We start from the raw sequence: 12,130 nt of genomic DNA on the forward strand, positions 1-12,130 counted from the left end.
ACCCTGCGGGCGACAGGCCGTGCGCGGGGGCCACGGGGGGCGGCGGAGGCTCAGTCCTCGGGCTCGAAAACCTGTTCGATGGCCCGCCCCAGCAGCCGCGCGATCTTGAAGGCCAGCGGCAGGCTGGGGTCGTACTTGCCGGCCTCGATGGAGTGCACGGTCTGGCGGCTCACGCCCAGGGCATCGGCCAGGGCCTGTTGGGTCATGCCGCGGTCCTGCCGCAGGGTTCGGAGGTGGTTGCGCATGGGGCTTGCTTCGGCCTCTCAGTCCAGCCGGTGGTGGGTGATGCACAGGCCCAGGCCCCAGGCGGCGATCAGCCCTGCGGCCACGGCCAGCGGGTGCACCGACGAAGCCAGCCCCAGCGCTTGCAGCGCCGACACCGCGAGCAGGCTGGCCAGCACCAGGCCCACCGCCCACTGGCAGGCGCGGCCATGCATCTGGCGCTGCAGTTCATCCAGCCGCCGGTAGCGGCGGTGGCCCGCCCAGGCCAGCAGCGCACATGCGCCGGCCAGCAGCCCTGCCGCCCATTTGCCGGGGGCGCCCGGCAGGTGCGACAGCTCCAGGCTGGCCAGGCCCAGCAGGATCACCACCAGCAGCCCGACCAGCACCTTGGCCAGGTAGCTGATCTGTTCCACGGGAGAAGGAAATTCGTTCATGGCACGCCGTCCTCAAAAGTAAAGTTTGTTTGATAAATTGTGGTCCAAGGCGTTTGGGAGTGTCAAGTTTCTTTGACTTCTTGGGGTGCAGTGCACAGAACGGGGGGAGGGGCTGTGGGCTTTTCTGCCTCTATCGCTTATGGGGAAAGCGCAAGCAGCTATCAAAAATGTAGTAACCGCTGGCCCGCCTTCGCGGTGCCGCGCGCGCAGCGGCTCAGGGGGGCAGCCGCCGCATGCCCGTGAAGGCCTCGAACTCCCAGCTGCGCAGGGCCAGCAGCAGGGTGTAGCCCTCCAGCTCGCGCGGCGGCAGCTTCTGGTCGGCCAGGTGCTGCTGGGCAAAGTCCTGGGCCACGCGCTGCATGCGCTCCATGAAGGCGGGCGCCAGGCTGCGGCTGATGGTGCCGTGCACCAGCAGCACGCCTTCGCCCGCGCCGTCGAAGCCCCCGGCAAAGTAGTCGAGCAGCGCGTGCTCGCGGAAGTAGTTCATCACCGGGCCATGGGGCCGCCAGCGGAAGGTCTTGGCCAGCTTGAGGCGGTAGCGGTTCAGGGGGCGCAGCTCGATGATGCCGATGCGGTCGAGCTGCGCCAGGTACTTGATGCCCTCGGCCTCGGTGAGGCGGTAGGTGGTGGTCACCTGCTCCAGCGTCCACTGGCTGAGCACGCAGATGGCCATGAGCAAAAGCCGCTTGTCGGCCACCACGGCGCGCTCCTGCTCCTGGCTCAGCTCCTTGAGCAGGGGCTGGCTCTCGGCCACGCGCCGCGCCAGGTCGGCAAAGTCCAGCGCCAGCGCGCGGCAGATGGCGTCGATGCGCGACAGCGGCATGTCGCCCTTGGCCAGCATGCGCTTGACGCTGGACTCGGCCATGCCCAGCTGCTGCGCCAGGTCGGCATAGGTCATCTGGGCGGCCTTGAGTTCCTTTTTCAGGGCGGTGACGAGGTCGGCGGTGGTGCTCATGGGTATCGATTATCAATACCCGGGGTGCCATGGGTAGCCCTTCGCGCGACTTTTTGGCCAGCGCGCGGCGGGGCGCTGCCCACACTGCGCGGCATCGACCACTCACTCCCGGATGCCACGACCATGACCTTTGCCGTATCCCCTTGCCCTGCGCGCCGCCAGGCCTTGACCCGCGCAGAAACCGGCCTGCTGCTGGCCGTGGCCGCGCTGCTGGCGCTGGCCCTGTTCGGGCCGGTGCTGCCTGCCAGCGCACACCAGCATGCCTTTGCCGACCAGCGGGCGCTGTGGGGCATGCCCTGCGCGCTGGACGTGTTGAGCAACCTGCCCTTTGCCATGGCGGGCCTGTGGGGCCTGGCGCTGCTGCGCCGGGTGCCGCAGGGGGCGCTGGATGCCCCCACGCAGGCCCTGGCGGCGCTGTTTTTCGTGGGCCTGCTGTGCACGGCCGGGGGCTCCATGCTCTACCACTGGCAGCCGCAGGATGGGGGCCTGCTGTGGGACCGCATGGGCATGGTGCTGCCGTTTGCGGGCCTGATGGGCCTGGCCGCCGCCAGCCGGGTGAGCCTGCGCTCTGGAGCGGCGCTGGCCGCCACCGTGCTGCTGGCGGGGTGCGTGGCCGTGGTGGGATGGTCGCGCAGCGGCAACCTGCTGCCCTGGGCCGTGGTGCAGCTGGGCGGCATGCTGGTGGTGCTGGCCCTGGCCTGCCTGCCCCGCCGCGAGGGCGCACTGGCGCTGCACCTGGGCGCGGTGATGGCGCTGTATGCGCTGGCCAAGCTCTTCGAAGCCGCCGACCACCCGGTGTTCGAGGCCACGGCGCAATGGGTGTCGGGCCACACCCTCAAGCACCTGCTGGCGGCGGGCGCCGCCTGGCCGGTGCTGTCGGCACTGGCGGCATTGCGCAACAGCGTCGCCCAGGGCGCGCCGCGCGCCACGCCATCCGGGCAGAATGGCGCCCACACCGTGGGTGGCGCCCGCCGATCACGCGCCTGATGCGTGGGCACCGCAAAGACCAACATTCCCAAAAGCCAACCCATCGGAAACGAGGAGAAACGCATGCACCCCGAGACCCCGTCCGCCAGCGTGGCACCAACCTCAATACCTGCGCACGAGGACCCGAACCAGTTTGCCCTGTTGCGCCAGCGGCGGTTTGCGCCGTTCTTCTGGACGCAGTTCTCCGGTGCGGCCAACGACAACCTGTTCAAGTTCGCGTTCACGGTGATGGTGACCTACCAGCTCAGCGTGGACTGGCTGCCGCCCGCGATGGCGGGGCTGGTGATTGGCGCCCTGTTCATCCTGCCGTTCTTGCTGTTTTCGGCCACCTCGGGCCAGCTCACCGACAAGTACGACAAGACGAAGATGATCCGCTTCGTGAAGAACCTGGAGATCGCCATCATGCTGGTGGCGGCAACCGGGTTCATCGCGGGCAATGTGTCCATCTTGCTGCTGTGCACCTTCCTGATGGGCGTGCACTCCACGCTGTTCGGGCCCGTCAAGTTTGCCTACATGCCCCAGGTGCTCAGCGAGCGCGAGCTCACGGGGGGCAACGGCATGGTTGAGATGGGCACCTTTGTGGCCATCCTGCTGGGCAACGTGGCGGGCGGCCTGCTGGTGGCCATCCCCGGCATTGGCCACACCACGGTGGCGATCGCCTGCGTGGTGGCCGCGCTCATCGGGCGCGCGGTGGCGCAGTTCATCCCCTCGGTGCCCGCCACCGACCCGGGCCTGACCATCAACTGGAACCCCTTCACCGAAACCTGGCGCAACCTCAAGCTCGCGCACGGCAACATCGTGGTGTTCCGCTCGCTCTTGGGCATCAGCTGGATGTGGTTCTTCGGCGCGGTGTTCCTGTCGCAGTTTCCGAGCCTGGCCAAGAACGTGCTGCATGGCAACGAGCAGGTGGCCTCGCTGCTGCTGGTGGTGTTCTCCATCGGCATCGGCATCGGCTCGCTGCTGTGCGAGGTGCTCTCGCGCCGCCATGTCGAGATCGGCCTGGTGCCGCTCGGCGCCATCGGCATGAGCGTGTTCTCCATCGACCTGTACTTCGCCTCGCGCAGCCTGCCGCCGTCGGAGATCATGGGCCTGGCGGCCTTCATGGCCCAGGGCGCGCACTGGCGCGTGATGCTGGACCTGGCGCTGCTCAGCCTGTTCGCCGGCCTGTACAGCGTGCCCATGTACGCGCTGATCCAGATGCGCAGCCAGCCCACGCACCGCGCGCGCATCATCGCGGCCAACAACATCCTCAACGCCCTGTTCATGATCGCCAGCTCGCTCATCGCGGGCGCGCTGCTGGGCGCGGGCTTCACCGTGCCACAGATCTTCTTGTTCACCGGCCTGGCGAATGCGGTGGTGGCGTTCTACATCTTCATGCTGGTGCCCGAGTACCTGCTGCGCTTTGTGGCCTGGGTGTCCTCGCGCTTCGTGTACCGCTTCAAGGTACAGGGCGACGAGCACCTGCCCTCGGCGGGCGCGGCCATCCTGGCCTGCAACCACGTGAGCTTTGTCGATGCCGTGCTGCTCATGGCCGCCAGCCCCCGGCCCATCTACTTCGTGATGGACCACCGCATCTTCCGCGTGCCGGTGCTGGGCTGGCTGTTCCGCCTGGCCAAGGCCATCCCCATCGCGCCGTACAAGGAAGACCCGAAGACCTACGAAGCGGCTTTCGAGCGCGCCGCGCAGGTGCTGCGCGAAGGCGACCTGCTGGCCATCTTCCCCGAGGGCGGCATCACCAAGGACGGGCAGCTGCAGGAGTTCAAGGGCGGCATCATGAAGATCATCGAACGCGCACGCGCCGAGGGCATCGAGGCCCCGGTGATCCCCATGGCGCTCACCAACCTGTGGGGCTCGTACTTCAGCCGCATCGAGCAGGGCGGCGCCATGGTGCGGCCGTTCCGCCGGGGCTTCTACAGCCGCGTGGGCCTGAATGTGGGCTCTGCCGTGGCCCCGGCCGAGGTGCAGCCCACCTTGCTGCGTGAGCGGGTGCAAAAGCTGCTGGCAGCTTGAGCTGCCACTCAGATCAGCGAGAGCCCAGCCAGCCGGGCCAGGCGCTCGCGCTCCTCGCGCGCGGTGGATGAATGATCAGCCGTTGCGAAAAAGAAAGCTGTAGGCGTTGAGCGCCGGCACCCCTCCCAGGTGCGCATAGAGCACGCGGGAACCTTCGGGGAATTCGCCCTTGCGCACCATGTCGATCATGCCGTGCATGGACTTGCCTTCGTACACCGGGTCGGTCAGCATGCCCTCCTGGCGTGCGCACAGGCGGATGGCTTCGAGCGTGCCTTCGTTGGGCAGGCCGTATTCGGGGCCGCCGTAGCGCGTGTCCAGCACCACGTCCTCGGCGGTGATGTCCTGGCCCAGTTCGACGAGCTTCGCGGTGTTCTGGGCAATGCGCAGGATCTGCGCGTGCGTCTGCGCGGGTTTGGCCGAGGCGTCGATGCCGATCACCTTGCGCGCGCGGCCATCGGCCGCAAAGCCCACCACCATGCCGGCCTGCGTGCTGCCGGTCACCGAGCACACGACGATGTAGTCGAACGCAAAGCCCAGCTCTTTTTCCTGCTGGCGCACTTCTTCGGCAAAGCCCACAAAGCCCAGGCCGCCGTACGGGTGCTCGGAGCAGCCCGCGGGGATGGGGAAGGGTTTGCCGCCCGCCTTCTTCACGTCGTCCATGGCCTGCTCCCAGCTGGGGCGGATGCCGATGTCAAAGCCCGCCGCATCCAGGCGCACGTCGGCGCCCATGATGCGGCTCATCTCGATGTTGCCCACGCGGTCGTACACCGCGTCGGAGTAGTTCACCCAGTTCTCCTGCACCAGCACGCACTTCATGCCCAGGTGGGCGGCCACGGCGGCCACCTGGCGCGTCTGGTTGGACTGGATGCCGCCAATCGACACCAGCGTGTCGTAGCCACCTGCGATGGCTTCGGGGATCAGGTATTCGAGCTTGCGCGTCTTGTTGCCGCCGAAGGCGAGGCCCGAGTTGCAGTCCTCGCGCTTGGCATACAGGTGCACCTTGCCGCCCAGGTGGGCCGACAGGCGCGGCAGCGGCGTGATGGGCGAGGGGCCGAAGGTGAGCGGGTGGCGGGCAAATTTCTGCAGGTTCATGGCGGTTTTCCGGTCGATCAAGGGGTGGTGCAAGAGAGGGCTTGCAGTGCCTTCATCGTAGAAAAACACGCGCGTCACGTGGTTGCAAATTTGGAATTGATTTCAGCGTTATGGTTTTCTGCCGCAGAATAGTGAAGACAAAAATTTCTCCAAATCAACCATGTGCGCAACAAAAGTTCGTGCCAAGAATGTGCAGCAGGCCGATGTGTCGGCCGAGCTGGACCGCACCGACAAAGCCATCCTGCGCCAGCTGCAGCGCGATGCCTCGCTGTCCAATGTGGCCCTGGCCGAGAAGGTGCACCTGAGCCCGCCCGCCTGCCTGCGCCGCGTGGAGCGGCTCAAGCGCCTGGGGCTCATCGACAAGGTGGTGGCACTGCTCAACCCCAAGGCCGTGGGCGCGGGCATGCTGGTGATGATTGGCGTGGTGCTGGACCGCTCCACGCCCGAGTCGTTTGCCGAGTTTGAAAAGGCCGCCGCCAAGATCTCCGGCTGCATGGAATGCCATGTGGTCACCGGCGAGTTCGACTACTTCATGCTGGTGCGCACGCGCGACAACGACAGCTTCAACCGCCTGCATGCCGAGCAGCTCATCTACCTGCCCGGGGTGCGGCAGGTGCGCTCGTTCATGGTGCTGCGCAATGTGCTGTCGACCACCGAGCTGCCGATGGCCTTGTAGCGGCCCTGGAGGGGATCACGGGGCGCCGCGCAGCCGCCCCACCACGGCTGCCCAGGCCGGGCCGCCAAACAGGTTGACCACCAGGCCCGCCATCAGCAGCCCCGCGCCTGCAAAGTGCACGGGCAGCAACTGCTCGCCAAACACCACCCAGCCCGTGGTCAGGCCCACCACCGGCACCAGCAGCGTGAAGGGCGCCACCCGGTTCACGGGGTAGCGTGACATGAGGTAGGTCCACAGCCCAAAGCCCAGCAGGGTCGAGATCCACGCGATGTAGGCCACGGCAGCCATGGATTGGAACGACAGGTGCTGCACAGCGGCCCACACGGTGGCGGGCCCGTCCAGCAGCAGGGACAGCGCCACAAACGGCAGCGGCGCCACCACACTGGACCAGACGATGAAGGCAAACTGGTTCATCGGCCCATAGCGCCCCACGGCGCGCGTGACGATGTTGCCGCAGCCCCACAGCGCAGCGGCCGCCACGGTCAGCGCAAAGCCTGCCAGCGGCATCGCGGCACCATGCGCACTGCCAATCAGCACCAGCCCGCAGCCCGCCAGCGCCAGGCCCGCCACCTGGTTGCCCTGCCATTTCTCGCGCAGCCACCAGGCCGCCAGCAGCAGCGTAAAGAACGACTGCGCCTGCAGCACCAGCGAGGCCAGGCCCGACGGCATGCCGATGTGGATGGCGGTGAACAGCAGCGCAAACTGGCCCACGGCCATGGTCATGCCGTACAGCAGATAGAGCCGCAGCGGCACCTTGGGCGGCTTGACGAACAGCAGCGCCGGAAACGCCGCCAGCAGGTAGCGCAGCGCGCCCAGCAGCAGGGGCGGCACATCGGCCACCCCCACCTTGATCACGGCAAAGTTCAGCCCCCAGACGACGATGACAAGCAGGGCGAGGGCCAGGTCACGGGGGCGCAGGGCAGAGTACATGCTCTGCATTTTCGGGCCCCTGGCGGACCGGTGGCCGTGCGTTTCAGGACCTGCCTGGTGCGAAAACGGACAAGCCCCGGGGGTGGTCCAGGCCGTTACGCCGGTTCGACGGTGAAGCTCAGCCCCGCGTGGGCCTGCAGCCGCGCGATCAGCTTGTCGCCCAGCGCGGGGGCAGTGGTCCAGATGCCGCCCGGAGTCGCGGTGGCATCCTGCAGCAGGCACACCGCCGCCTCGGTGATCATCTTGGAGGTGGAGCCATAGCCCGGGTCGCGGTCGCCCTTCACGCCCACGCGCAGGGTGTTGCCTGCGTCGTCGGAGCCCAGGAACAACACGTCATAAAACCCGTTCTCGCGCTCCTCGCGCGAAGGGCCTTCGCCCGGTTGGGGGCCCTTGTCCGAGCCCAGCGACTTGTCGCCCGCCACGGCGTTGGCGATGGCCTCGCCCTTTTCACCGGGGCCGGTGATGAGCATTTCGTCGTACACGAAGTCGGTGCCGTAGGCGTGCTGCAGCAAGAAGTTGGAGCGGTGCACATTGCGCGTGTTGATGGCCGCCATCACGAACGGGGCCACCCAGATGCCGTCGCCCAGGGCCTCGTCCACCATGGGCTTGTGGCCCGAGGGCTGGCGCGGGCCTTCGAAGCCGGGCGTGAGCGAGAACGGGTTCTTCAGCAGGTCCAGCACCGCAGGGTGGGTGGCGGCTGCGGCCATGGTGGCCTTCAGGCTCGCGGCCGTGCCGCCCGAGAAGGTGCCCTTCATCTTGCGCACCCGGCCGCGCACGCGGGGGGCGGGGTGGCCGAAGCGCTGGGCAAATTCCTTTTGCAGCAGAAACACGCCCAAATCGAACGGGATGGAGTCGAACCCGCACGAGAACACGATGCGTGCGCCGCTGGCCTTCGCCGTGGCCTCGTGCGCGTCGATCATCTGGCGCATCCAGGCGGGCTCGCCGCACAGGTCCACGTAGTCCACGCCGCTGGCGGCGCAGGCGGCCACCAGTTCGTTGCCATACAGCTGGTAGGGGCCCACGGTGGTCAGCACCAGGCGGGTCTGGGCCATCAGCGCCTGCAGGCTGGCGGGGTTGCTGGTGTCGGTCACGACCAGCGGGGTGTCGGCCGGGGCGCCCAGCTCGTCGCGCACGGCGGCCAGCTTGTCGGCGCTGCGCCCGCCCATGGCCCAGCGCAGGCCGCTGCCTGCGGGGTAGCGTTGCAGCAGGTATTCCACCACCAGGCGGCCTGTGAAGCCGGTGGCGCCGTGGACGACGAGGTCAAAAGGTGGGGTCATGGTGGGGTCTCCGTCAATCAAACAGGCCGGCGCAGGCCGCTGGTGGTGCCGTGCCGGGGTGCGTGCCATTCTCTTTGGCAGGGCCGGCGGGCTCTGTCGCGCAGGTGCGCTGCATGGCCTGCGTAGGGTGTAAACAACGGGGTTTTCGAGAAAAAGTACCGCCAAACGATACTTTGCAGGCTGCGGGTGGCCACTGTTACGGTTGAATGCAGACACGCAAGTTACGTCTGGGCACCATCCGTCCCGTGTTCAACCAACGCCCCCAGGGCACCACGGCAATGTCTTCTTCTCCCATCGTTGTTCAGCGTGACACCAAGGCCTGGCAGCTGCAGGTGTGGGTTTCGTTCGGCATCGCGGTTTTTCTGTGTGCCGTGGGCCTGGCCTGGTTGCCTGGCGAGCAGCTGGAGCAGGCCTTCATGGTGATGGGCTATGTGTTCTGCCTCTCGGCCGCGTTTGTGCTGGCCAAGTTCGTGCGGGACAACGAGAGCGCCACGCGCCGTGGCGGAGGGGACACCCCCATGTGGAAGCTGGTGGTGTGGGGCGGTTTTGCGGTGGCCATGGGCCTGACGGGCTGGGGCCTGCTGAGCATGGGCATCAATGTGACCTACAAGGCCTTTCTGGGGGTGAGCTGGCTGTACCTCATCACCACGGCCTTCACACTGGCCAAGATGCTGCGCGACCGCCACGAGGCCGATCTGATCGAAGCCCGCCTGCAAGGCCGCCGCGAAGCTGCGCAGGCGGCGGCCCATGGCAACAGCGCGAACTGAGCGCATCGGATGTGTGCAGGCGGCAACCCGCCGCCCTGCTGGTGATTTTTCTTGTCTGGTCTTCCGACCCGGTCCACCCGGCGCCCTGGATGCGCGCAGGGGCCGCACCCTGAGGAGTGAATGATGATGAAGACGGTGTTTTCTTCGTGGGGCCAGGTCCGCCTGTCTCGTGCCCTGATGGCGGCGGGTGTGTTGTGCGCGGCCCTGGCGGCGGCTCCGGCCCATGCCCAGAGCGAGGTGTCGGCCGCCCTGTCGCTGCTGCCCGTGGCCTCGGTGGTGGGCACGGCCTCGGTGGCATCGGCCGCTGCGGGTGCCGTGGTGGCGGTGCCTGCCGCCTTGTCGGTGGGCGGTGCGGTGCTGACGGTACGGGCGGTCGAAGCCTCCGCCGTGGGCACGGTGTACCTGCTGGAGCGTGCCTCGGACGGCGCCCAGGTGAGTGTGGAGGTGGCCGGCCGTGGCGTGGCCGGCTCGGCCTATGCCGTGGGCACGGTGGTGAGCTGCAGCGTGATCGGCACCGGCGTGATCCTGTCGGCCGCGGGCGAGGCCATTGCCTTTGTGCCCAACGCCATCGGCCGTGCGCTGCTGCACAACGAGCGCCTGTGATCATGAGGTACAACCCCCTGAGCCGCGATGCGGCTTCCCCCTTCTCTCTACGCGCTGCGCGCTACGGGAAGGGGGACGATGCCCTCACTGCGAGGCGGCCCTTGTTCGGCATCCCTGGCTGGGGCCGTGCCAGTTTCATCGGCCATGGGCTCGCGGTACTGACAGCTGTTCTCGCGATAGCGGGAACGGCGCCTGCGCACGCCGGCCGCTCGTGCGAGTCGCGCAAGCCCGTGCCGCCACAGGTCATCGAGCGCGGCATGAAGCTGGCCGAGCAAACATCCGCTGCGCTGGATGCCGAGCATGCCAAGTCGGGGGCGCAGGTGGTGGCCCTGGCCCGCGCAGGGCAGGACCTGAGCAAGTACAGCCTGCGCTATTCGCACTTCGGCTGGGCCTACAAGACGCCCGAGGGGCCGTGGCGCGTGGCGCACAAGCTCAATGAATGCGGCACGGCCGTGGGCCACCTGTACCGCCAGGGGCTGGGCGAGTTCTTCCTGGACGACCTGTGGCGCTACGAAGCCGTGTACACCGTGCCCGTGCCCGAGGTGCAACAACGCCTGCTGGCCGTGTTGCAGGACAAGGGCCGTACCAAGACGCTGCAGCACCCGCCCTACAGCATGGTCAGCTACGCGTGGGGCCGCAAATACCAGCAGTCCAACCAGTGGGCGCTGGAGACCCTGGCCCTGGCCATGGAGCCCGCCACCGTGCGCACGCGCGAGCAGGCACAGGCCTGGCTGCAGTTCAAGGGCTACGAACCCACCACGCTCAAGCTCGGGCCGCTCACGCGCATGGGCGGGCGCGTGGGTTCGGCCAACATTGCGTTCGACGACCATCCGAACGAAAAACGCTTCTCGGACCGGATCGAAACCGTCACGGTCGATTCGGTGCTGGCCTGGCTGCAGCGGGCGCAGCTGGCATCGGCGCCGGTGGTGCTGGCGCTGAAGAACTGAATCAAAATGCCGGAAAGCGCACGGCAGATGCGCGCGACAAGCTATCAATAGCGGAGCATTCAAACCGGGCCCTGTGCCCCCGAGGAGAAGAGCATGAGCAAATCCCTGCGACTGTCCGAGAAGTGGTTCCGCCGCGGCCTGTGGCTGGTGGCGCTGGTGTTTGCCAGCTTTCTTATCGGGCTGGGCGGCACCATCGTGGGCGATCTGCCCAAGGTCGAGACCCCGCTGCGGGTGGATGACTTCCTGGACAAGGCCGCCGCCGACAAGCTGCGCGCCGAGGTCAAGACCGCACGCCAGGCCGAGCAGGACGCGCAGGCTGCATTGGAGCAGGCGCAGCTGCAGCGCAGCAAGGTCCGCAGCGAGAGCCAGGCCGAGCGCGAGAGCTTCACCAACTGGCTGTCCACGCGCAGCGTGACCCAGCGTGCCGACCAGGACCCCGAGGTCATCGCGCGCACCCAGGCGCTTGATGCGCTCAAGCTCGTGGAGCGCAAGGCCCAGCAGGCGGTCGAGGCGCAGCAGCAGGCCGCGCTGGACGCCCGCCAGGGCGCAGCGGCTGCGCAGGAGCGGCTGGGCCGGTTGGAGGCCGATGGCTACGACAAACTGTCCGCCGAGCGCCGCAAGGTCGAGCTGCGCGTGTTCCTGTACCGCCTGGCGCTCACCCTGCCGCTGCTGGCGATTGCGGGCTGGCTGTTCGTCAAGCAGCGCAAGAGCACCTACTGGCCGTTTGTGTGGGGCTTCATCTTCTTCGCGCTGTTCGCGTTCTTCGTGGAGCTGGTGCCCTACCTGCCCAGCTACGGCGGCTATGTGCGCTACGTGGTGGGCATTGCCGTGACGGCCGTGGTGGGGCGCTATGCCATCCAGGCGCTCAACCGCTACCTGGAGCGCCAGAAGCTGGCCGAGGCGCTGCCCGACCAGGAGCGCCGCAAGGAGCTGAGCTACGACGTGGCCCTGGCGCGCCTGGCCAAGAGCGTGTGCCCTGGTTGCGAGCGCCCGGTGGACCTCAAGAACGAGAAGATCGACTTCTGCCCGCACTGCGGCATCGGCCTGTTCGACCACTGCGGCCAGTGCAGCACCCGCAAGAGCGCGTTTGCGCGCTTCTGCCACGCCTGTGGCACGGGGGCGGGGGTCAAGTTGGCGCAGGAGTGATCCATCTCCCCGGCGCTGGGCGGGCCTGATCTGCCCTTTGCCAAGGGCGCGTACAACGGGCGTGGCCCCGTCGAGGGCCGCCGT

General features: G+C 67.7%; 13 protein-coding genes. 7 read left to right on the forward strand and 6 right to left on the reverse strand.

Annotated elements, in window-relative coordinates; all coding sequences use genetic code 11:
* Positions 1 to 50 precede the first annotated feature (50 nt).
* From DBV10_RS16660 to DBV10_RS16670, 3 genes are all read right to left on the reverse strand, one after another.
* Positions 51 to 245, reverse strand: a complete 195-nt coding sequence (locus DBV10_RS16660) for a helix-turn-helix transcriptional regulator (RefSeq protein ID WP_124514709.1) — start codon at positions 243 to 245, stop codon at positions 51 to 53.
* 18 nt (positions 246 to 263) lie between these two features.
* Complete coding sequence (locus DBV10_RS23340) at positions 264 to 656, reverse strand: hypothetical protein (protein ID WP_124514710.1); 393 nt, start codon at positions 654 to 656, stop codon at positions 264 to 266.
* 214 nt (positions 657 to 870) lie between these two features.
* On the reverse strand, positions 871 to 1,611 hold the full coding sequence (locus tag DBV10_RS16670; protein WP_124514711.1) for a helix-turn-helix transcriptional regulator: 741 nt from the start codon (positions 1,609 to 1,611) through the stop codon (positions 871 to 873).
* 123 nt (positions 1,612 to 1,734) lie between these two features.
* Between DBV10_RS16670 and DBV10_RS16675 the strand changes: the two genes are divergently transcribed.
* Positions 1,735 to 2,598, forward strand: a complete 864-nt coding sequence (locus DBV10_RS16675; protein ID WP_124514712.1) for a hypothetical protein — start codon at positions 1,735 to 1,737, stop codon at positions 2,596 to 2,598.
* A 63-nt stretch (positions 2,599 to 2,661) separates the two neighbouring features.
* Entirely contained in the window at positions 2,662 to 4,608 is a 1,947-nt protein-coding gene (locus tag DBV10_RS16680) for an MFS transporter (RefSeq protein ID WP_124514713.1), read from the forward strand.
* Between the two features lie 75 nt (positions 4,609 to 4,683).
* Here DBV10_RS16680 and DBV10_RS16685 read toward each other — a convergent pair whose 3' ends face one another.
* On the reverse strand, positions 4,684 to 5,700 hold the full coding sequence (locus DBV10_RS16685; protein ID WP_124514714.1) for a 1-aminocyclopropane-1-carboxylate deaminase: 1,017 nt from the start codon (positions 5,698 to 5,700) through the stop codon (positions 4,684 to 4,686).
* A gap of 160 nt (positions 5,701 to 5,860) precedes the next feature.
* Here DBV10_RS16685 and DBV10_RS16690 point away from each other — a divergent pair, with 160 nt between their 5' ends.
* The gene (locus DBV10_RS16690; RefSeq protein ID WP_124514715.1) at positions 5,861 to 6,376 is read left to right on the forward strand and encodes an Lrp/AsnC family transcriptional regulator; all 516 of its coding nucleotides are present in this window, start codon (positions 5,861 to 5,863) and stop codon (positions 6,374 to 6,376) included.
* 15 nt (positions 6,377 to 6,391) lie between these two features.
* Here DBV10_RS16690 and DBV10_RS16695 read toward each other — a convergent pair whose 3' ends face one another.
* Positions 6,392 to 7,306, reverse strand: coding sequence for an EamA family transporter (locus tag DBV10_RS16695; RefSeq protein ID WP_124514716.1), 915 nt, complete (start codon positions 7,304 to 7,306; stop codon positions 6,392 to 6,394).
* 95 nt (positions 7,307 to 7,401) lie between these two features.
* On the reverse strand, positions 7,402 to 8,583 hold the full coding sequence (locus DBV10_RS16700) for a trans-acting enoyl reductase family protein (protein WP_124514717.1): 1,182 nt from the start codon (positions 8,581 to 8,583) through the stop codon (positions 7,402 to 7,404).
* A gap of 278 nt (positions 8,584 to 8,861) precedes the next feature.
* Here DBV10_RS16700 and DBV10_RS16705 point away from each other — a divergent pair, with 278 nt between their 5' ends.
* The 4 genes from DBV10_RS16705 to DBV10_RS16720 all read left to right on the forward strand — a co-directional run bounded on the left by DBV10_RS16705 (position 8,862) and on the right by DBV10_RS16720 (position 12,046).
* The gene (locus DBV10_RS16705; RefSeq protein WP_124514782.1) at positions 8,862 to 9,350 is read left to right on the forward strand and encodes a YiaA/YiaB family inner membrane protein; all 489 of its coding nucleotides are present in this window, start codon (positions 8,862 to 8,864) and stop codon (positions 9,348 to 9,350) included.
* A gap of 123 nt (positions 9,351 to 9,473) precedes the next feature.
* Positions 9,474 to 9,953, forward strand: coding sequence for a hypothetical protein (locus DBV10_RS16710; RefSeq protein ID WP_199740130.1), 480 nt, complete (start codon positions 9,474 to 9,476; stop codon positions 9,951 to 9,953).
* A gap of 101 nt (positions 9,954 to 10,054) precedes the next feature.
* Positions 10,055 to 10,900: a DUF2145 domain-containing protein gene (locus DBV10_RS16715; protein WP_233589957.1), complete on the forward strand. Its 846-nt coding sequence runs from the start codon at positions 10,055 to 10,057 to the stop codon at positions 10,898 to 10,900.
* A 93-nt stretch (positions 10,901 to 10,993) separates the two neighbouring features.
* On the forward strand, positions 10,994 to 12,046 hold the full coding sequence (locus tag DBV10_RS16720) for a zinc ribbon domain-containing protein (RefSeq protein ID WP_124514719.1): 1,053 nt from the start codon (positions 10,994 to 10,996) through the stop codon (positions 12,044 to 12,046).
* Positions 12,047 to 12,130 lie beyond the last annotated feature (84 nt).

The organism is Acidovorax sp. FJL06 (genome assembly GCF_003852545.1).
Lineage (GTDB): Bacteria > Pseudomonadota > Gammaproteobacteria > Burkholderiales > Burkholderiaceae_C > Acidovorax.

Coding starts and splice junctions, on each gene's coding strand:
- DBV10_RS16660 (WP_124514709.1), bottom strand. CDS start 245: ATGCGCAACCACCTCCGAACCCTGCGGCAGGACCGCGGCATGACCCAA.
- DBV10_RS23340 (WP_124514710.1), bottom strand. CDS start 656: ATGAACGAATTTCCTTCTCCCGTGGAACAGATCAGCTACCTGGCCAAG.
- DBV10_RS16670 (WP_124514711.1), bottom strand. CDS start 1,611: ATGAGCACCACCGCCGACCTCGTCACCGCCCTGAAAAAGGAACTCAAG.
- DBV10_RS16675 (WP_124514712.1), top strand. CDS start 1,735: ATGACCTTTGCCGTATCCCCTTGCCCTGCGCGCCGCCAGGCCTTGACC.
- DBV10_RS16680 (WP_124514713.1), top strand. CDS start 2,662: ATGCACCCCGAGACCCCGTCCGCCAGCGTGGCACCAACCTCAATACCT.
- DBV10_RS16685 (WP_124514714.1), bottom strand. CDS start 5,700: ATGAACCTGCAGAAATTTGCCCGCCACCCGCTCACCTTCGGCCCCTCG.
- DBV10_RS16690 (WP_124514715.1), top strand. CDS start 5,861: ATGTGCGCAACAAAAGTTCGTGCCAAGAATGTGCAGCAGGCCGATGTG.
- DBV10_RS16695 (WP_124514716.1), bottom strand. CDS start 7,306: ATGTACTCTGCCCTGCGCCCCCGTGACCTGGCCCTCGCCCTGCTTGTC.
- DBV10_RS16700 (WP_124514717.1), bottom strand. CDS start 8,583: ATGACCCCACCTTTTGACCTCGTCGTCCACGGCGCCACCGGCTTCACA.
- DBV10_RS16705 (WP_124514782.1), top strand. CDS start 8,862: ATGTCTTCTTCTCCCATCGTTGTTCAGCGTGACACCAAGGCCTGGCAG.
- DBV10_RS16710 (WP_199740130.1), top strand. CDS start 9,474: ATGATGAAGACGGTGTTTTCTTCGTGGGGCCAGGTCCGCCTGTCTCGT.
- DBV10_RS16720 (WP_124514719.1), top strand. CDS start 10,994: ATGAGCAAATCCCTGCGACTGTCCGAGAAGTGGTTCCGCCGCGGCCTG.